At 70.1% G+C, this 18,177-nt stretch carries 18 protein-coding genes; 8 read left to right on the plus strand and 10 right to left on the minus strand.

All coding sequences use genetic code 11. The features are described 5' to 3' along the window. Positions 1 to 8 precede the first annotated feature (8 nt). From OVA30_RS17210 to OVA30_RS17225, 4 genes are all read left to right on the plus strand, one after another. Complete coding sequence (locus tag OVA30_RS17210) at positions 9 to 941, plus strand: DMT family transporter (protein WP_268176166.1); 933 nt, start codon at positions 9 to 11, stop codon at positions 939 to 941. A gap of 318 nt (positions 942 to 1,259) precedes the next feature. Further along, positions 1,260 to 2,276, plus strand: a complete 1,017-nt coding sequence (locus tag OVA30_RS17215) for a sensor histidine kinase (protein ID WP_015824292.1) — start codon at positions 1,260 to 1,262, stop codon at positions 2,274 to 2,276. A gap of 359 nt (positions 2,277 to 2,635) precedes the next feature. Continuing rightward, positions 2,636 to 3,439, plus strand: coding sequence for an SGNH/GDSL hydrolase family protein (locus OVA30_RS17220; protein WP_268176167.1), 804 nt, complete (start codon positions 2,636 to 2,638; stop codon positions 3,437 to 3,439). 67 nt (positions 3,440 to 3,506) lie between these two features. Then, a complete protein-coding gene (locus tag OVA30_RS17225; protein ID WP_147017001.1) occupies positions 3,507 to 3,899 on the plus strand; it encodes a group III truncated hemoglobin in 393 nt (130 codons plus the stop codon). Positions 3,900 to 4,007: 108 nt separating this feature from the next. Here OVA30_RS17225 and OVA30_RS17230 read toward each other — a convergent pair whose 3' ends face one another. The 4 genes from OVA30_RS17230 to OVA30_RS17245 form a co-directional block, all read right to left on the minus strand. Continuing rightward, on the minus strand, positions 4,008 to 4,838 hold the full coding sequence (locus OVA30_RS17230) for an MBL fold metallo-hydrolase (RefSeq protein WP_268176168.1): 831 nt from the start codon (positions 4,836 to 4,838) through the stop codon (positions 4,008 to 4,010). Between the two features lie 16 nt (positions 4,839 to 4,854). Next, a complete protein-coding gene (locus OVA30_RS17235; RefSeq protein ID WP_253398090.1) occupies positions 4,855 to 5,652 on the minus strand; it encodes a TatD family hydrolase in 798 nt (265 codons plus the stop codon). 49 nt (positions 5,653 to 5,701) lie between these two features. Next, on the minus strand, positions 5,702 to 7,270 hold the full coding sequence (gene metG, locus OVA30_RS17240; protein WP_268176169.1) for a methionine--tRNA ligase: 1,569 nt from the start codon (positions 7,268 to 7,270) through the stop codon (positions 5,702 to 5,704). A gap of 225 nt (positions 7,271 to 7,495) precedes the next feature. Next, on the minus strand, positions 7,496 to 7,711 hold the full coding sequence (locus OVA30_RS17245) for a hypothetical protein (protein WP_003602059.1): 216 nt from the start codon (positions 7,709 to 7,711) through the stop codon (positions 7,496 to 7,498). 297 nt (positions 7,712 to 8,008) lie between these two features. Here OVA30_RS17245 and OVA30_RS17250 point away from each other — a divergent pair, with 297 nt between their 5' ends. Continuing rightward, the gene (locus OVA30_RS17250) at positions 8,009 to 8,209 is read left to right on the plus strand and encodes a hypothetical protein (protein WP_012255315.1); all 201 of its coding nucleotides are present in this window, start codon (positions 8,009 to 8,011) and stop codon (positions 8,207 to 8,209) included. Between the two features lie 104 nt (positions 8,210 to 8,313). Here the strand turns inward: OVA30_RS17250 and OVA30_RS17255 are convergent, their stop codons facing one another. From OVA30_RS17255 to OVA30_RS17280, 6 genes are all read right to left on the minus strand, one after another. Further along, a complete protein-coding gene (locus OVA30_RS17255; protein ID WP_265244393.1) occupies positions 8,314 to 9,405 on the minus strand; it encodes a DNA polymerase III subunit delta' in 1,092 nt (363 codons plus the stop codon). Continuing rightward, the gene (gene tmk, locus OVA30_RS17260) at positions 9,395 to 10,114 is read right to left on the minus strand and encodes a dTMP kinase (RefSeq protein WP_268177509.1); all 720 of its coding nucleotides are present in this window, start codon (positions 10,112 to 10,114) and stop codon (positions 9,395 to 9,397) included. Before tmk ends, OVA30_RS17255 begins: the two co-directional genes overlap by 11 nt. A gap of 54 nt (positions 10,115 to 10,168) precedes the next feature. Further along, positions 10,169 to 10,948: an ABC transporter permease gene (locus OVA30_RS17265; protein WP_012255318.1), complete on the minus strand. Its 780-nt coding sequence runs from the start codon at positions 10,946 to 10,948 to the stop codon at positions 10,169 to 10,171. After that, positions 10,945 to 11,940 carry an ABC transporter permease gene (locus tag OVA30_RS17270; protein ID WP_268176170.1) on the minus strand — a complete coding sequence of 332 codons (996 nt, stop codon included), beginning with the start codon at positions 11,938 to 11,940 and terminating at the stop codon, positions 10,945 to 10,947. The genes OVA30_RS17265 and OVA30_RS17270 overlap by 4 nt, the downstream gene beginning before the upstream one ends. Further along, on the minus strand, positions 11,937 to 13,022 hold the full coding sequence (locus tag OVA30_RS17275; RefSeq protein ID WP_268176171.1) for an ABC transporter ATP-binding protein: 1,086 nt from the start codon (positions 13,020 to 13,022) through the stop codon (positions 11,937 to 11,939). The genes OVA30_RS17270 and OVA30_RS17275 overlap by 4 nt, the downstream gene beginning before the upstream one ends. A gap of 88 nt (positions 13,023 to 13,110) precedes the next feature. Further along, the gene (locus OVA30_RS17280) at positions 13,111 to 13,815 is read right to left on the minus strand and encodes a Crp/Fnr family transcriptional regulator (protein ID WP_268176172.1); all 705 of its coding nucleotides are present in this window, start codon (positions 13,813 to 13,815) and stop codon (positions 13,111 to 13,113) included. Between the two features lie 376 nt (positions 13,816 to 14,191). Between OVA30_RS17280 and OVA30_RS17285 the strand changes: the two genes are divergently transcribed. From OVA30_RS17285 to OVA30_RS17295, 3 genes are all read left to right on the plus strand, one after another. Next, positions 14,192 to 14,443 (plus strand): hypothetical protein, encoded by a 252-nt coding sequence (locus OVA30_RS17285; protein WP_012255321.1) that lies wholly within the window; start codon positions 14,192 to 14,194, stop codon positions 14,441 to 14,443. Positions 14,444 to 14,613: 170 nt separating this feature from the next. Beyond that, positions 14,614 to 17,328: a DUF2339 domain-containing protein gene (locus OVA30_RS17290; protein WP_268176173.1), complete on the plus strand. Its 2,715-nt coding sequence runs from the start codon at positions 14,614 to 14,616 to the stop codon at positions 17,326 to 17,328. A gap of 422 nt (positions 17,329 to 17,750) precedes the next feature. Then, entirely contained in the window at positions 17,751 to 18,140 is a 390-nt protein-coding gene (locus tag OVA30_RS17295; protein WP_003601380.1) for a hypothetical protein, read from the plus strand. Positions 18,141 to 18,177: the final 37 nt, after the last annotated feature.

The raw sequence follows: 18,177 nt of genomic DNA on the forward strand, positions 1-18,177 counted from the left end.
CTGCCAGCGTGACCCAAGGCACCACCGGCGCCCGCGCCTCCGCGGCGGCTTACCCGATCCTGACGCTGACCACCCTCCTCTGGGCAGGCAACACGGTGGCCGGCAAGTGGGCGGTCGGGGAGGTCTCGCCGCAGGTGCTGACCACCCTGCGCTGGGCCTTCGCCTTCGCGGTGCTGCTCGTGGTGGCCCGCCGCCAGGTTCTGGCGGACCGGGACCGGCTGGTACAGCGCTGGCCCTACCTGTTCCTGATGGGCGCGTGCGGCTTCACCATCTTTGCCAGCCTGTTCTACGCCGCCGGCACCTATACCAGCGCGGTCAACGTCGCCCTGATCCAGGGGGCGGTTCCCGTCTTCGTCATGGCGCTGAACCGCGCCGTGCGCCGCGTGCCGGTGAGGGCAGGGCAGGTGATCGGCGCCGCCGTGACCCTGGTGGGTGTCGCGGTGGCGACCACCCACGGCGATCTCGCGGTGCTGGCGCATCTCGGCCTCAACCGCGGCGACGGCCTGATGCTCGCTGCGAGCCTCGTCTATGCCGGCTACACCGTGGCGCTCGCCGGGCGCCCCGCCGTGTCGGGGCTCGCCTTCTTCACCGCGCTGGCGCTGGCCGCCTTCCTCACCTCGCTGCCGCCGCTCGCCGCCGAATGGGCGCTCGGCCACGCGATCTGGCCCACCACCGCGACGGCCTGGGCCATCGTCGCCTTCGTCGCGCTCGGTCCGTCGCTGCTGGCACAGCTGTCCTTCATCCGCGGCGTCGAGCTGATCGGCCCGAACCGGGCCGGACTGTTCGTGAACCTCGTGCCGGTCTTCGGCGCGGGACTCGCCGTGCTGCTGGCGGGCGAACCCTTCGGCGGGGCCGAAATGCTGGCGCTGCTCCTCGTGCTCGGCGGCATCCTCATTGCCGAGATCGCCGGGCGGCGGGCGGCACGATCCCCGAGCCGTTAAACCGGGGCAGGGAAGGGCAGCGGCAAGTACAGCGGGAGGCGAGGGGGGGCGCTGCTCCGGTCGCAGCCCATCCCGAAATAGATCGCCCTGCACCGAAATGGATGCCTGCCGGGCGTGCAAAAGCGCGGAAGTCGAAGAACTTAGAACCGTGTGCGATTGCAGCGTGATCGAGCCTGGCTTTGAGGGTTGTGCCTCATCTCATCCGCCCCGGCCCGAACGACGGGCGGAAAAACCTGCACCGCGGTGGGCGGGACACAGATCGGGCCTGAAAACCGGATAATGTTCTTTCGAATCACATTGCGGACCCTCCCCCTCCAGATGCCGTCCTTCCTCGCCCTTGCCGCCGGACGGCTGCCCGCGCCGCCGTGGTTCGGCGACGTCGCTGCCCTGGGCGCGACGGGGATCGCCATCGCCCTGCGCCACGCGCTCGACGACGTGCTGCCGCCGGGCTTCCCGTTCCTGACTTTCTTTCCGGCGGTGATCCTGACGACGTTCTTCTTCGGCCTGCGGCCGGGGATCGTCTGCGCCGTGCTCTCGGGGCTCGCCGCGTGGTACTTCTTCATCGGCGAGGCGAACGTCTTTCTGTTCGATGCGCAGACCGCGCTGGCACTCGGCTTCTACGCCTTCATCGTCACGGTCGACATCACGCTCATCCACCTGATGCGCGTCGCGGGGGAACGGCTGAATGCGGAGCGGGCGGTGAGCGCCCAACTCTACGAGCAGCAGCGCACCATGTTTCAGGAGCTGCAGCACCGCGTCGCCAACAACATGCAGTTCGTGGCGGCCCTCCTCGCCCTTCAGAAGCGCAAGGTCATCGACAATCCGCAGGAGGCGGCCGACGTCTTCGACGAGGCGCAGGCCCGGCTGCAGACGATCGCGCGCATCCATCGCCGCCTCTACGACCCGGCGCGGGCCGACCAGCCCGTGGGCCAGTACCTGCAGGAGCTCTGCTCCGACCTGCTCGACGCGACGGGCGCGCGCAACATCGTCTGTCTTGTCGATGCGCCGCCGGTGCGCCTCGATCTCGCCCGCCTGACCACCCTGTCGCTCCTCGTGGTCGAGGTGGTGACGAACGCCCTCAAGCACGCCTTCCATGGGACCGAGCGCGGCACCATCACCATCCGGTTCGAAACCCTCGGAGCGGGGCAGGCGTCGCTCAGCATCGCCGATAACGGGCCAGGCATCCCCGCGACCTTCGATCCGGACACGAGCCGCAGTCTCGGCTTCCGGATCGTTCAGGGGCTCGCGGGCCAGCTCGACGGCACGCTCACCTACGCCAACGAGGGCGGCACGGTGGTGCGCCTCGTCTTCGTCACCGGTCCAACGGACGCCTGACGAAGCGTCCGCGAGCCGTCACGGTCGGCCGGGGCAGGGCGCCTTCGCGTAAGGCGCAAAGCCGATGCAGCCTCATGCATCCGACAGAGTGCCTGCGCGCCGTTTCGGGCCGTGGATCCTTTGCCCGTTCACGCCTTTCGCAGCCCATCAAAGCCGTTCGCATAAGATATATTATGGAACATGAGAGCGGGTGCAGATGCCCTTGCAGGTATTTGTTAACCATAAATCCCCGGCAATTTCCTGGTTTTCGTCCCTCCGATGCCGATCCGGCCTATCGAATCGAACCCTCGCAATCGTCACAATCATCGGGCAACAGTCGGAGACATCGGGAAACAGAATCGGCTGCTAGACGTTTCGCCATGTTCCACCGCCCGCTCTCTGGTCTCATCCTCGCCACCGCCCTCGCCGGCCCGCTCGGCCTGTCCGGTGCCCGCGCGCAGCCCGATGCGCCGCCGGTCGTGGCACCGCAGATGCCGGCGTCCGTCGAGCGCCTGCCGACGAAGCTGGCACGGCTCGCCTCACAGCTCGGGCGCGACGGCGATGTGCGGATCGTGGCTTTCGGCTCCTCCTCGACGGAAGGGGCGGGCGCCTCGTCCCCGGCCATGGCCTACCCTGCCCTGCTCGAGCGCGACTTGGAGGAGCGCCTCCAGATCGGCGCGTCGAGCCGACGTTCGATCACCGTGATCAACCGCGGCAAGGGCGGCGACACCGCCGAGGCGATGGCGCGGCGCTTGGAGCGCGATGTGCTGGCCGAGCGCCCGGATCTCGTGGTCTGGCAGACCGGCAGCAACGATCCGCTCGCCGGGGTGCCGCTGGAGCGTTTCGTCGAACTGACCCGCGCGGGCATCCTGGCGATCCGCGCCACCGGAGCCGACGTGGTGCTGATGGACCAGCAATGGTGCAGCAAGCTCTCGGGCATGGAGGGCGCCGAGCGCTACGGCGAGGCTCTGCACGCGCTCGCCACCGAACTGCGCGTGCCGGTGATCCGCCGCCGCGCCCTGATGCAGTCCTGGGTCTCGCACGGACTGATGACCCCGGCCCAGATGATCGGCCCCGACGGCCTGCACATGACCGATGCCGGCTACCACCAGCTCGCCAAGGCGGCCGCTGCCCAGATCCTCGTCGGCGCCGGCCTGATCCAGCCCTCGATCGCCCGGAACTGACCGGGGCAGGGGCGGCTTTCGCAAGCATGAAGCCCCCTCCCCGCGCTGTTACAGCCCGCGCTGTCGCATGAAGCAGGCCGAACTCACCGAAGCGGCTCTGGCCGCCTTCCTCGACGCCTTCTACGCCCGGGTGCGCCGCGATCCGCTGATCGGCCCCGTCTTCGCGGCCAAGATTCCGGACGAGGCGTGGCCGCGCCATCTCGCCACGATCCACGATTTCTGGTCCTCGGTGCTGCTCAAGACCGGCCGCTACAAGGGCAACCCGTTCGGCCGCCACCTCGGGATCGAGGGGATCAACCCTGCGCATTTCGCGCGCTGGCTCGGCCTGTTCGAGGAGACCGCCAGGGAAGTCTTCGTGCCTGAGATCGCGGGGATCCTCGTCGAGCGGGCGCATCGCATCGGCGACAGCCTGAAATCCGGGCTGTTCTTCCGGCCGGAGATGCGGACCGTAAGGCCCTGATCTTCTTGAGAGCATCGTCCTGGATATCGGATCTAGGACGATGCTCTAACCTTTTGTTCTTGCATCATCTTTTTCCGAAAGCCGGCAACCACCTTTCGGGATGATGCTCTAGAGATCGACGGTCGCCGTCAGCCCGTCATAGGCCGGCACCACGTGTCCCGGCAGCTTCTTGGCCAGCGTCGCGTAGTCGAGATCGGTGTGGAGGTTCGTCAGGATGGCGCGGCGCGGCGCGACCTCCTCGATCAGGGCGAGCGCGTCCGAGACCGAGTAATGCGACGGGTGAGGGGTCTCGCGCAGGGCATCGATGATGAGCAGGTCGAGGCCGTGCAGGCGGGCCTTGGCCGCCTCGGGCATCAGGCTCACGTCCGGCGCGTAGGCGGCGGGGCCGAAGCGGAAGCCGTGGGCGATCTCGTTGCCGTGCTCCATGCGGAAGGCGTCCGCCACGATCGGCCCGCCCGCGCCCGCGATGGTCAGCGGTTCATCCGCTCGCATCTCGTGCAGGTCGAGGATCGGCGGGTAGAGGCTGCCTGGCGGCGTCTCAAAGGCGTAGCCGAAGCGCTTCATGAGGTGCGCGTGGGTGAGGGGGTCGGCATGGACCGGGATGCGCCGGTGCATGTGGATGACGAGCGGGCGCACGTCGTCGATGCCGTGGGTGTGGTCGGCATGCGCGTGGGTGTAGAGCAGGGCGTCGAGGCGGGTGACGCCGGCGTCGATGAGCTGCTCGCGCAGATCCGGCGAGGTATCGACCAGCACCGTCGTGGCGCCCCCTCCCCCGTTTCCGTCCCCGTTTCCGTCCCCTTGGCGCCGCTCCACCAGCAGCGAGCAGCGGCGGCGGCGGTTGCGCGGCTCGGCCGGGTCGCAGGCGCCCCAGCCGTAACCGACCCGCGGCACGCCGCCGGACGAGCCGCAGCCGAGGATGCGCAGGCTCAAGCTCGGCATGCGCCCTCCCCCATCCTCATGCGGCGATTCCCTCGATCGCGGCGGCCTTCGAGAACAACCGGTAGAAGTTCGCCGTCGTGCGCGCGGAAAACTCCTCGAAGGGCAGGCCGAGCGCCTTGGCCAGCACGCGGGCGGTGTCGGCGGTGTAGGCCGGTTCGCAGCGTCGCCCCCGGTGCGGCTCGGGCGCGAGGAACGGCGCGTCGGTCTCGACCAGGATGCGGTCGAGGGGCACGCTGCGGGCGATGTCGCGCAAAGCGTCCGAGCGGCGGAAGGTGACGATGCCGGAGAACGAGACCGACAGGCCGAGCTCGACCCCGACTTCAGCGAGCCGCGCACCGGATGAGAAGCAGTGCAGCACCGCCTTGAACGGCCGCCTTGCCATCTCGCCGGTGAGCACCGCTTCCATATGCGCGTCGGCGTCGCGGGAATGGATCACCAGCGGCAGGCCGGAGAGGCGGGCGGCCTCGATATGGGCGCGCAGCACCCGCTCCTGCACCGCCTCCGGCGCGGCGTCCTCGTAATGGTAGTCGAGCCCCGCCTCGCCGATGCCGACGCAGCGCGGGGCATCGGCCAGCGCGGCGATGGTCTCGGCCGGCACGTCCGGCTCCTCGGCGGCGCCGTGCGGGTGGGTGCCCACCGTGTACCAGACCGCCGCGTTCGCCTCGGCGAGCGCGCGGTAGCTGTCGGCCTTGGCGACCCGCGTCGAGATGGTGAGGAGGCGCGTCACGCCGGCGTCGGCCGCGCGGGCGATCACACCCGGAATGTCCTGCGCGAAGTCCGGGAAATCGAGGTGGCAGTGGCTGTCGACCAGCATGGTCTCTTTGGCGGATTCTTTGGGGAAGGAGCGATGCGGGGAGGCGGCGTCAGGCCGTCGCCTCCGGCTTCTCGAAGCGGGGGAAGATCGGGGCTGGGGCGGGCAGCGCCGTGCCGCCCTGCAGGCGGTGCTCGGCGCCGGTAAAAGCGAAGCTGCGTGCGTTCACCGGCACGGCGAGCAGGTCGAGCAAAGCGGCGCCCGCCGTCGGCACGAAGGGCTGCACCATCAGGCCGACCCGGCGCAGGGTCTCGACCGTGACGTAGAGCACCGTGTTCATGCGCGCCGGATCGGACTTGCGCAGTTTCCACGGCTCTTCGGAGGCGAAGTAGCGGTTGGCCTCGCCGACCACGGCCCAGATCTCGGCCAGGATCGCGTGCAGGGCGAGATTTTGCATCAGCCCCCGTGCCTTCTCTGGCAGGGCGCCGGCGGCGGCGAGCAGGCGTTCGTCGGCCTCGGTGAAGGCACCCGGCTCCGGCACCGCGCCCTCACAGTTCTTCGTGATCATCGAGAGCGAGCGCTGGGCGAGGTTGCCGAGGTCGTTGGCGAGGTCCGCGTTGATGCGGTTGATGATCGCCTCGTGGTCGTAATTGCCGTCGCTGCCGAATGGCGCCTCGCGCAGGAGGAAGTAGCGCACCGGATCGACGCCGTAGGTGCCGACGAGATCGAGCGGATCGACCACGTTGCCGAGCGACTTCGACATCTTCTCGCCACGGCTGAGAAAGAAGCCGTGGCCGAACACGCGCTTGGGCAGCGGCAGCCCGGCCGACATCAGGAAGGCCGGCCAGTAGACCGCGTGGAAGCGGACGATGTCCTTGCCGATGATATGCAGGCTCGCTGGCCAGAACCGGGCGTTCGGCGCCTGCGCATCGGGAAAGCCCGTCACCGTCAGGTAGTTGGTCAGGGCATCGACCCAGACATACATGACGTGGCCCGGCCTGTCCGGCACCGGCACGCCCCAGTCGAAGGTGGTGCGGCTGATCGAGAGATCCTTGAGGCCGGAGCGCACGAAGCTCGCGACCTCGTTCATCCGCGTCTCAGGGCCGAGGAAGTCCGGCTGCTCCGCGTAGAGCTTGAGCAGGGGTTCCTGGTACTTTGAGAGACGGAAGAGGTAGTTTTCCTCCTCCATCCACTCGACGGGCGTGTCCGTCTTGATCGAGCGGCGGTTGCCGTCGGGGCCGAGCGCGGTCTCGGCCTCGTCGTAATAGGCCTCGTCGCGCACCGAGTACCAGCCGGCATATTTGGCGAGGTAGATGTCGCCGTTGGCCTCCATCCGCCGCCACAGCTCCTGGGCCGCGGCGTAGTGGTCGGCTTCCGTGGTGCGGATGAAGCGGTCGTAGCTGCAGTCGAGCCGGTCGGCCACGGCCTCGAAGCGCCCGGCCATGTCATCGACGAAGGCGCGCGGCGTGACGCCGGCGCGGGACGCCGTCTGCTGGATCTTGAGGCCGTGCTCGTCGGTGCCAGTGGTAAACAGCACGTCGCGCCCGTCGAGGCGGTGGAAGCGGGCGATGGCGTCGGTGGCGATCACCTCGTAGGCGTGGCCGATATGCGGCGCGCCGTTCGGGTAAGAGATCGCCGTGGTGATGAGGAAGGGCTCGTTCGCCTTCTCGCTCGCGCTCACGTCAGAAGATGTCCCGGATGCGAAGGTCGGACTGTCATGCCTTGTGGCGCGCAACGTCCCGCGACGCAACCGGCCTGCCGGGCGCCGGAGGCCGGCGCGCGAAGGAGGGCGCCGCGCCGCCCGCATCCGGCCCGAAGCGGCGCTCCTTATGAAGACGCAAAAGAGCCCTGCCGGGACCCGGCAGGGCTCTTTGAACGTGCAGCACTCGTGTAGGGTCGAGGGCGCTTAGGCGGCGCGCTGGGCGCCGACGGGCAGGACGTTCTCGTTGCCGATCTTGACGGCGGCGCGCTTCGCGGAAGCAGGCGCAGCCCCGCCGACGGCCGCGAACTCGCCGGCAGCAGCGGTATCGGCCTTCGGACCGAGACGGTTGGCCACCAGGGTGACCAGAGCGATGTTGGCGACGCCGGCAGTGAGGGCGGCGAGCAGAGCCAGGGAGATCATGGTGGGCATCCCGTGCGGTTTGTTGCGTTGCAGCGTATGTGCCACCAACGGGGCCGTTCTGGTATACCAAGCACCAAATGCCAGATATTCGCTGGATGCATGTATCGAGCGTTCCGAGGCCTGAGCCCCGAGCATTTTGCATTATGGTGCTATAATACCCAGCATCCTGTTCTATTTTGCATGGACACGGCGGGGATCATCGGGTTAATCCTCGGCGGCGCTGCGACCGGCCGACAAGGTTCCAGCGTGGTCAAAAGCGTTGGCCCACCCTCGCCGACGACTTCGAGGACAGTTTTCATGTCAATCGCCAAGGTTCGCCAGCCTGAAGAGCAGTGGATCGAGCTCCCGGAGCCGAATCTTGACCGTTACATGCTGCACTCCTGCAGCCGCGCTGCGAACGACAACCGCCGGCCGGCCGGCGAAATCTTTCGCGTCGTGCAAATCGGCGCCTGCGTGGTCCTGATCGGTGCAACCACCCTGATCAGTGCTTTGATCTGACAGGCGCCGTGCGGTCGCACGGCTTGCGGGCGCGAGCCGGGAAAAAGTCCGGCCTTGCCCATTGACGGGTCGCGCTCGATCCGTCCGGTGCTGTTCTCAGCCTATCAAGACGTTAACGGAATCCGCGTCGCCGCCGCCAATTCACGAAAGGCCGCGAGCACCAGCGGCCGGCGGTCGAGATTGTAGATCGCGGCCTCGCGGGCCGAGGACGCGATGCGCTCGGCGGCCTCCACCAGCGCCAGCAGCCGGGCCGGCCCCTCCCCTTGCCGCCGATCGATCTCGGTGGCGACGTGGCGCTGGATCGCGTCGAGAACGGTGGCAAGCAGAGGTTCGGCGTCGCGGCCCGCAAGCGTTTCGGCCAGCTTGAGCACGCGCCGCCCGTCCGGCTCGGGCAGGCCGGCGAGAAGGGCCGAGACTTCCGCCTCGACCGCGGCGGTGGCGGGGTCGAGAAGCGCCACCGCGCGGGCGACCGAGCCCTCGCAGAGCGAGACGGCCCGCGCCAGAGCCGCCGCGTCGGGCCGGGCGAAGGGCGCCGGAAATTCTTCGATGATCGCGCGCACGTCCGCCTCCGGCAGCGCACGCAGCGTCAGGGCCCGGCAGCGCGAGCGAATCGTCGGCAGCAGGCGGCCCGGCGCGTGGGAGACGATGAGGAAGATGGCGCGGGGCGGCGGCTCCTCGATCATCTTCAGGAGGGCGTTGGCGCTGTTGGCGTTCAGATCCTCGGCGCTGTCGACGATGCAGACGCGCCAGCCGCCCTCCCCGCCCGCGGTAGCTCCGAAGAGGGCAAGCGCCTCGCGGGCAGCATCGACCGAGATGCGGGTCGGCAGCGTCTTGGCGCCCGGCGCCTGGACCCGGCGCAGCGCGACCAGATTCGGGTGCGACAGGGCCGTCACCTGCCGCGCGGCCGGGTGATCCTCCGGTACGTCGAGGGAATCGGGGAAGGGGAGCGTGCGCGGGTCGGCCACGAGCCGGCGCGCGACCCGGTAGGCCAGCGTCGCCTTGCCGATGCCGGCGGGACCGCCGATCAGCCACGCATGATGGAGCCGGCCCGCGGCCAGCGCCCCCGCGAAGGCGGCTTCCGCGTGCCCGTGCCCGAAAAGGCGGGTCTGTTCGCGCGGGCGCGGGACGTGGGCGAGGTCGCCCGCCTCGGCCTCGGTGCGGGCATCGCGGGCGGTCCGGGCGGAATCAGGCCGCATGACCGTGTCCTTCCCGCGCCTTATCCTCTTGTCCCTGCCCTTCTCCCAGGGCTGGCAGCAGATCCGGCCACCGGGCGGCGATGGCGTTGGCGATGTCGGTCTCGACCGCATCGGGGCCGAGATCTGCGTCGATGACGCGGCAGCGCTCCGGCTCGGCCTCGGCGATGCTGCGGAAGGCCGTCCGCAGCCGCTCGTGGAAACGCATGCCCTCGGCTTCGAAGCGGTCGGCGGGTTCGCCCGCCCCGCGCCGCCGCGCCCGGGCGAGGCCGGCCTCGGGCGGCAGATCGAGGATCAGGGTGAGGTCGGGGCGCAGATCCTCGAGCGTTACCCGCTCCAGGCTGTCGATCAGCGCCGGATCCAGGCCCCCCGCCGCGCCCTGATAGGCGCGGGTCGAGTCGGAGAAACGGTCGCACAGCACGATCGCGCCGCGGTCCAGGGCCGGGCGGATCAAGTTCCCGATGTGGTCGATGCGGGCGGCGGCGAACATCAGCGCCTCGGCGAAGGGCCCGTAGGGCTTGGCCACGCCCCGCAGCAAAGCCGCACGCAGGGCTTCCGCCCGTTCCGTCCCGCCGGGCTCGCGGGTGGTCACGACCTCGCGCCCGCTCACCCTGCGCAAGGTCTCGGCAAGGCGCGCGATCTGGGTGGACTTGCCCGCCCCCTCCCCGCCCTCGAAGGTGATGAAGGCGCCCCGCGGCGCATCGCTCGACATGGATTGCGGGCTAGCACAGTAGGCGACGGGGCGCGACCTCATCAGCCGCGCGCCCTAGTCGGCCATGGCGCCCTTCCGCCCCGTAAGCCAGGAGGCGCCCAGCACCACGAGGCCGACGGCGGCGATCAGCAGGGTCGAGGCGGCGTTGATCTCCGGGTTCACCCCGAGGCGGACCTGGCTGTAGATCCGCATCGGCAGGGTGGTGGCGCCGGGCCCCGAGACGAAGCTCGCGATCACGAGATCGTCCAGCGACAGGGTGAAGGCGAGGAGGAACCCGGCCGCGACCGAAGGCGCGATCAGCGGCAGGGTGATGCCGAAGAAGACGCGGGCCGGCCCCGCGCCGAGATCGGCGGCGGCCTCCTCCAGCGAGCGGTCGAGGCCCTTCAGGCGCGCCCCCACCACCACCGCGACGAAGCCGGTGGCGAAGGTCGCGTGTGCGATGACGAGGGTCGCGATGCCCCGGTCGAGGCCGATGCCGACGAAGAGCAGCAGCAGCGACAGGCCGGTGATGACTTCCGGCATTACCATCGGCGCATAGAGCAGACCGGTATAGGCGCCGCGCCCCCAAAAACGCCCGTGCCGGTCGAGCGCCAGCGCGGCGCAGGTGCCGAGCACCCCGGCGATTGCCGCCGACAGGACGGCAACCTTCAGCGAGACGAGGGCCGAGGCGATCAGCGGCCCGTCCCGGAACAGCACCCCGTACCAGCGGGTCGAGAACCCGCCCCAGACGGTCACGAGCTTCGAATCGTTGAAGGAATAGGCGACCAGCACGAGGATCGGCGCGTAGAGGAAGGCCAGCGCGAGAGTCAGCGCCGTGCGGGCGAAGAGGCTCATCGCTGGGCCCCCTCATGAGCCCCTTCCACCGCTTCCTCGCGGCGCAACTCGGCCTCGCGGAACAGCACCACGGGCCCGACCACGAGGATCAGCAGCAGCACCGCTACTGCCGAGGCCAGCGGCCAGTCGCGGTTGGAGAAGAACTCGCTCCACAGCACGCGCCCGAGCATCAGCGTGTCGGAGCCGCCGAGCAGATCGGGGATGATGAACTCGCCGACCATCGGGATGAAGCAGAGCAGCGCCCCGGCGGCGAGGCCGGGCAGGCTGAGCGGCAGGGTGACGGTGAAGAAGGCCCGCGCCCGCGACGCGCCGAGATCGGCGGCGGCCTCGGTAAGCGCCGGATCGAGCCGGCTCATCACCGCGTAGAGCGGCAGCACCATGAAGGGCAGGTAGGCGTAGGTGAGCCCGATCAGCACGCCATAGGGGCTGTCGAGGATCGACAGCGGCGCGGCGATCAGGCCGAGTTTCAGAAGGGCCGCGTTGAGCAGCCCCTCGGGCTTGAGGATCGCGATCCAGGCATAGACCCGGATCAGAAAACTCGTCCAGAACGGCACGATGACGAGCGCCACGAGGATCGGCTGCCAGCGCGCCGAGGCGCGGGCCATGGCGTAGGCCGTCGGCGTGCCGATCCCGACGAGGATCGCGGTGGCGAGCGCGGCATAGCCCAGCGAGGAGAGGGCGGCGTCGCGGTAGAGCGCGTCGGCCGCGATCATCTGGTAGTTCTGGAAGTCGAGTGCCTCGAAGAACTCGCGCCATCCCTCCAGGCCGCCATCCCATTCGAGCAAGGGCAGGTAGGGCGGCTGCGCGGTGGCCGGCGAGGAGAAGCTGATCTTCAGCGTCACCGCGAAGGGCACGAGGAAGAACAGCGCCAGCCACAGCAGCGGCAGGCCCCGGACGAGACCGCGGCCCAGGCGCTGAGACAGCCGCCCCACAGGTGCGGGGGCAACCGGCGACGAGCCGTCATCGCCGGTCGGTCGCGACAGCCCGCTCATGCCGGCAGAATCCAGGCGGATTGCGCGGGCACCCCGAGGGTGACGGTCTCGCCGACGGCCGGGATCGGGCCGGGCGCCGGCAGGGCGGCGGAGGCACGTAAGGTCGTGCAATTCGCCATCTCGACCCGGTAGCGGATGCGGTCGCCGAGGAAGGTCGCCTCGGTCAGAAGGCCGGACAGCCCAGGGGTTCCCCCCTCCCCGCCCACGATCAGACGCTCGGGGCGAACCGCGATCACGACCGCGTTGCCCGCCTCGCCCTGGCCGCTCGCGCGCAGGAGGCCGAATGCCGTCTCGACGCTGCGGATGCCACCCGGCTCCGCCCGCCCGAGGCGGCCGTCGATCAGGTTCACGTCGCCGAGCAGGCCCGCGACGTAGCGGCTCGCCGGCCGCTCATAGAGCGCGCGCGCCGGCCCCACCTGCACGAGGCGCCCGCTTTCCATCACCCCGATCCGGTCGGCGAGCGCCATCGCTTCCTCGGCATCGTGGGTGACGACGATAAAGCTGGTGCCGAGCCGCCGCTGGATCGCCCGCAACTCGCCTTGCGTCTCCTCGCGCAGGGCGCGGTCGAGCGCGCCGAGCGGCTCGTCGAGGAGAAGGAGGCGCGGTTCGCGGGCCAAGGCGCGCGCCAGGGCCACGCGCTGGCGCTGGCCACCCGAGAGCTTGTCGGGGCGGCGCGCCTCGAAGCCGTCGAGCCGCACCAGCCGGAGCAGGTCCTTCACCCGCCCGGCGATCTGCGCCCGGCTCAGGCCCAGACCTTTCAGGCCATAGGCGAGGTTGGCCGCCACGCTCATATGCGGGAACAGCGCGTAGGACTGGAACATCATGTTGACCGGCCGCCGGTGCGGCGGCAGCGCCGTCAGGTCGGTCTCGCCGAGACGGATCGTGCCGGAATCCGGCGTCTCGAACCCCGCCACCATTCGCAGCAGGGTGCTCTTACCGCAGCCGGACGGCCCGAGCAGGCAGAAGAATTCCCCTTCCGCGAGCTCGAGGGAGACCGCATCGACGGCCGTATGCGCGGAAAAGCGCTTGGTGACCCGCTCCAGGCGGAGCCTCTGGTCCGGAAGGGGAGTGCTGGCGTGCAAGATGGATCTTCGGACCAGTGCCGCGACGGATCTTGGCGACGTAGCGTGGGAAATGGGCCCTGAGAAGCGCTCGCATCGGGAGCGTTTTCTAGGCGTCCTCCCGCAGAGCCTCCTGCACCCGAGCCTCCAACAGGTCGGGACGGCGGATGATGAGGGCGCCGCGGGTGCGGTCGATCAGGCCTTCGCCCGCCATCACCGTGAACTCGCGGGTCACCTGCTCCCGGCGGCAGCCGATGCGGGCGGCCAGCACGTGGTGGTAGGGCGGCGGCGTCACCACCCGCTCGCCCACGGAATCGCTCCCCTGCCCGGCCCGCGGCACGGAGAGGCGCAGCAATTCGGCGTAGAGACGGTGGCGCAGGTCGAGCAGCGCGTGCTCCATCAGCCGGGTGTTCAACTCGCGCACGCGCTTGGCGAGCAGGCGGAACAGCCGGTCGGCGATGACCTCGGAAGCGAACACGATCTGGCGGAAGACGGGGGCGGGTACGACACAGACCTCACCCCGGGTCAGCGCCGTGACGTTGGCCGAGCGGCCGATGCCGTCCAGTGCCGCCAGCTCGCCGAAGAAGGCGCCCACGCGCATCTCGCCGAGGATGACCTCCTTGCCGGATTGCGACCGGTTGAGGATCCGCACTTCCCCCATGGCGAGGAAGTACACGTCGGTGGAGATGTCGTCGTAATCGACGAGCGTCTCGTTCTCGTCGAAGCGCCGCCAATGGCAGCGCGTCTCGAATGGGGAAAGATCGACACCCGGTTCCTTGAAGAACGGGATGCTCGCCAACCGGGCTGTCGCCACGCCTCTTGTACCTTAGTCTACGCGCGTAGACTGAATGGTGAGGCTCCGGCCGGGGCGGGTCAAGTCGCCGGGCGCGGCGGCGGGACGATTGACGTGGACGGCGCGGGCCTCCGGCCGGCACCGGTTCCGCCGGAGGCAGGCCCGACGCCCCGAGTACGACTCACCGGGGACGCTTCGCGAGGCCGTCAGGGCACCAAAAGATCTGAAAGAGAGGCACTTAGCCGAAGAACGAATAAGGACTCTCTCGTCGGCTTCCATGAACTTGCCCGTCGCGCAACAAGTTTTTTGTACTTCAAGTAATCATTTTCCGCGTGATTTTAGGGGTCATTAACCGTAAAGTTTGGGCACCCATCAGAAGCAATCGCGGAGTTAACCGATGTTGGCTGGTTACCGTGACTTATTTCTGCAGGACGCTTTCAAGGTAGGACTGATTTCATCTTCGGGGATCCGCAATGATATCGGATGCCTCATTTGGGACGAGACACCCGATGGTGTCGATGTCGAAGTTGGCCCAGATGTCGTCGTTCCTGATTCTGTGCGCTTGTTCATCGGCTGCATGAAGATCGATTGTCGTTGCGCCGTCGTCGAACGCGAGGGTTGCCGTCTTCATCTCGCCTTTGTCCGCTGAGGCGGCGCCGCGATGACGTCCGCTGCGAACGCCTGAACCGCCAAGCATTTGCAAGACCGCGCGATCTGTAGGAGTCGTGACGCCACGATTTCACGAGCGTGTGAGCACCCGCACCCGTAAGGGCCGGACACGAGGCTAGCTTCGCCGCTCCCGAAGCGGACGCTCGGCCTATGGACGATAGTTTTTTCCTGAGCGCGGCACTGATCGTGCTGGCGCTTGCGCTGTCCGGTCCGGCGGGCCTGCTGCTGGCGCTGCGGCAGCGCCACCATATCCGGGTGCTCGAACGGCGCCTCGCTCTGGTGGAGGCGCGTCCGGTCGCCGGCTCCGGGCCGATCACGGCCCCGATAACGACCCCGATGACGACTCCGATTCCTGCACCGGAGCCGGTGCCTGCTGCGGTGCCGCCCGTTCCCTCCCCTGCCCTTCCGCCTGCGCCGCCGCCGCGCGGTGCGGTTCCGGCCGTGGCACCGGAGCGGCCGATCTCGGCCCCCGCCCCGTCCATCGAGGAGCGCTTCGGCACCCGCTGGACCGTATGGGTCGGCGGCCTCGCCCTCGCCTTCGGCGCGGTGCTGCTCGTCCGCTACTCGGCCGAGCGCGGCCTGTTCGGGCCGGGCGTGCGCATCGCGGGCGCTTTTGCCCTCGCGCTCAGTCTCGTCGGGCTCGGAGAGTTCCTGCGGCGGCGCCTGCGCGGGTCGGAGCCCGTGCCTCCGATCTGGCCCGACGTACCGGCCATGGTCACCGCGGCGGGCACGGTCGGCCTGTTCGGCGCGGTCTACGCCGCGCACGCCCTCTACGGCTTCATCGGGCCGGGTCTGGCCTTCGCCGGCCTCGCGGCAACGGGCCTCGCCGCCATGGTCGCCGCCCTGCTGCACGGGCCGGCTTTGGCCGGCATCGGCCTCGTCGGGGCCCTCGCCACGCCGCTCCTCGTCGGGGGCGGGGGGACGAGCCTGTGGCCGCTCGCTCTCTACCTGCCGGTGGTGGCGGGCAGCGCCTATGCCTTCGCCTGGCTGAAGGGCTGGCGCGCGCTTGCGGTAGCGGGCGCCCTCGGCGCGGCGGCCTGGGCCCTGTTCCTCACCCTTCTGCCCGGTGAGAATGTCGCCGTGCAGGTCCACCTCGTGCTGCAGCAGGCGCTGGCGATCCTCGTCTTCGCCGTCCTGCCGGGGCGCGGCGTGCCGGACGCGGAGGCGCGCCTCGATCGCTTCGCCGCGCTCGCCCTCGCCGCGGCGGCGGGCGTGGCGCTGGCGGTGCTCGGCCTGACGGCCCATGCCGGCAGCGGCCTGGCTTGGGCGGCCGCCGCCCTGGCGGCGATCGTGCTGCCTGCGCTCGCGGGTTTCGTCACCGCGCCCGCCGCCGCGGGTGGCGCCGTCGCGGCCCTGACGCTCGCCGGCGCCCTCGTGCTCTGGCCGGAGGCGGCCGAGCCCGCGAGCGCCCCCTTCTTCTTCCTCTGGTACGGCACGGACCATCCCGGTCTGCTGCTGGCGCTGGCGGCGGCCGGATCGCTCGCGGTCGCGGGTCTCGGCACGCTGCGGCTCCTGGGCGGCAGCCGCCTGCCCTATGCCACCGCGCTGGCCTTCGCGGCGGGCGCGGCGGTGGCGCCCCTCGCGGCACTCGCCCTGGCCTATCTGCGAATCACGGGCGGCGCGGTGGCGCCGGACTTTGCCGCCGCCGCAGGGGGGCTGGCCGCCGGATTCTGCGGTCTTGCCGTCCTGTGCCGGCGGCAGGGCGACGCCACCCCCTCCCCGGCCCTCACGCTCGGGCTCGGCGCCTTCGCCGCGGCTTCGGTGGCGAGCCTGTGCCTCGGCCTCGTCTTCGCCCTCGCGGGCGGCTCGCTGACGCCGGCCCTAGCCGGGGCAGCGCTCGCCACCGGCCTGATCGCCCGGCGCCTCGACATCCCGGCCCTGCGCTGGTGCGTGGCCGGTCTGGCCGTCATCGTCGCCGCGCGGCTCGCCTGGGACCCGGCCCTGATCCGGGGCGGCCTGTCGGACCGGATCATCCTCAACGGGCTCGTGACCACCTACGGCCTGCCGGCCCTGTGCTTCGGCCTCGCCGCCTGGGCGATCCGCAGACCGGATCGCAGACCAGGCCACTCTGCCGACATCCCGGAGCAGGTGGCTCAAGCTTTGAGCCTTCTGCTTTCGGGCCTGTTCGTCTTCCTGGAGATCCGTCACGCGCTCCACGGCGGCACCCTGGCCGATCCGGGCACGAGCGTCCTGGAACAGGGTCTGACGACGCTGACCTCCCTCGGCTTCTCCCTGGTGCTGGTGCGGTTCTCCGGCTCCTCGGCCTCGCCGGTGATCCGCTTTGCTGGCCTCGCCTTCGCCTGCCTCGCCTTGTTCCAGGGCGCGCTCGGCCTCGGGCTCGCCGCCAACCCGCTCCTGACCGACGAGCCGGTCACGGGCGGGCTCATCCTGAACGACGCCGTGCTCGCCTACGCCCTACCGGCGGCGGCGGCCTTCGCCCTGGCGCGGGCGGCACGCGGCGTGCGGCCCGTCTGGTTCGTGCGCATGGCCGGCGGTCTGGGGCTGGCCCTGAGCTTCCTCGCCCTGTGCCTCGCCGTGCGCCACGGCTTCCAGGGCGAGCGGCTCGGTCTCGACCGCGAGACGGGACAGGCGGAGTGGTACGCCTACTCGGCGGTGTGGCTCGGCCTGGGCCTGATCGCCCTGGGCTACGGCATCCTGCGCGGGTCGGCGACCGCGCGGCTGGCCTCCGCCGTGCTGGTGGGGCTGGCGACGCTCAAGGTGTTCCTGTTCGATCTCTCGGGCCTGGAAGGGCCGCTGCGGGCGCTCTCCTTCCTCGGGCTCGGCGGCTGCCTGATCGGCATCGGTCTCGTCTACCAGCGCCTCGTCTTCGCGCCCGCCCCCCGGCCGGCCGCGCCGGATGCGTGAGACGGTCCCGTTCCGGCACGTCGCCGGTTTCCGGCATTGACCGTCGGCTAACCGGTCGCGGTCATTCTAAGGGGGAGCCACGTTGCGTATCGGCTCGGTCGTGCGAACGACAACCCCCCGCCGTCCCGCGTGGACGGCGGGGACGCTCGCACCGGCTCGACGGAGCGGTTGCGACGCCGCAGAACGCCCTCCCCCACCGACACCACTACGGCGCTGAACGGGGTGAGCCCGGCCAACCCGCCGGTGACGATCCGTCGCTTCGAGGGCGGCCGCGTGCCGCGCGCCGACGGTCACGCGCTTCCGGCCCGTCTCGGGGCTTGGCAGGTCCCATGCCTGATCCTTTAAAAAGGGGGACCGGTCCCTTGTCCCTTCGTCTCGGCAGGGCCATGGGTTCGGAACCGAGCAGACGGGACAGAAAGCGCATGGCGAAGCCGGCGGACGAAGACGAGCAGGCCATCGACCGCCTGACCCTGTACATGCTCAAGGAGACGTACTGCGCCGCCGCGGGCGCCTTGATGCGGATGAGCCCGCAGGCGGCCGGGGTCCTGTTCGAAGCCTTCGAGCGGCAGATCGCCGACGCGCTCCAGCGCATGCACGCCCATCGCTCGGAGGGGCCGGATTCGACCGCGATCGCCCTGGCGGTCGGCGACCGGATCGCCGACATTCTCGATCAGGCTCATCGCCGCCAGTTCGAGCCGGTGACCGCGCCGGGACTCGAGGACCGCAGCCTCAAGGCGGTGCGGGAGACGGGCATCTCGAACGAGGCGGTCGAGATGCTGGCGGACCTCCAGCGCCGCTTTCCCCTACCCTGAACCGTCGCCGCGGGGCGAGCGCGGCGACGGGACGGAT

Origin of the sequence: Methylorubrum sp. SL192, assembly GCF_026672325.1 — a bacterium.
Lineage (GTDB): Bacteria > Pseudomonadota > Alphaproteobacteria > Rhizobiales > Beijerinckiaceae > Methylobacterium > Methylobacterium extorquens.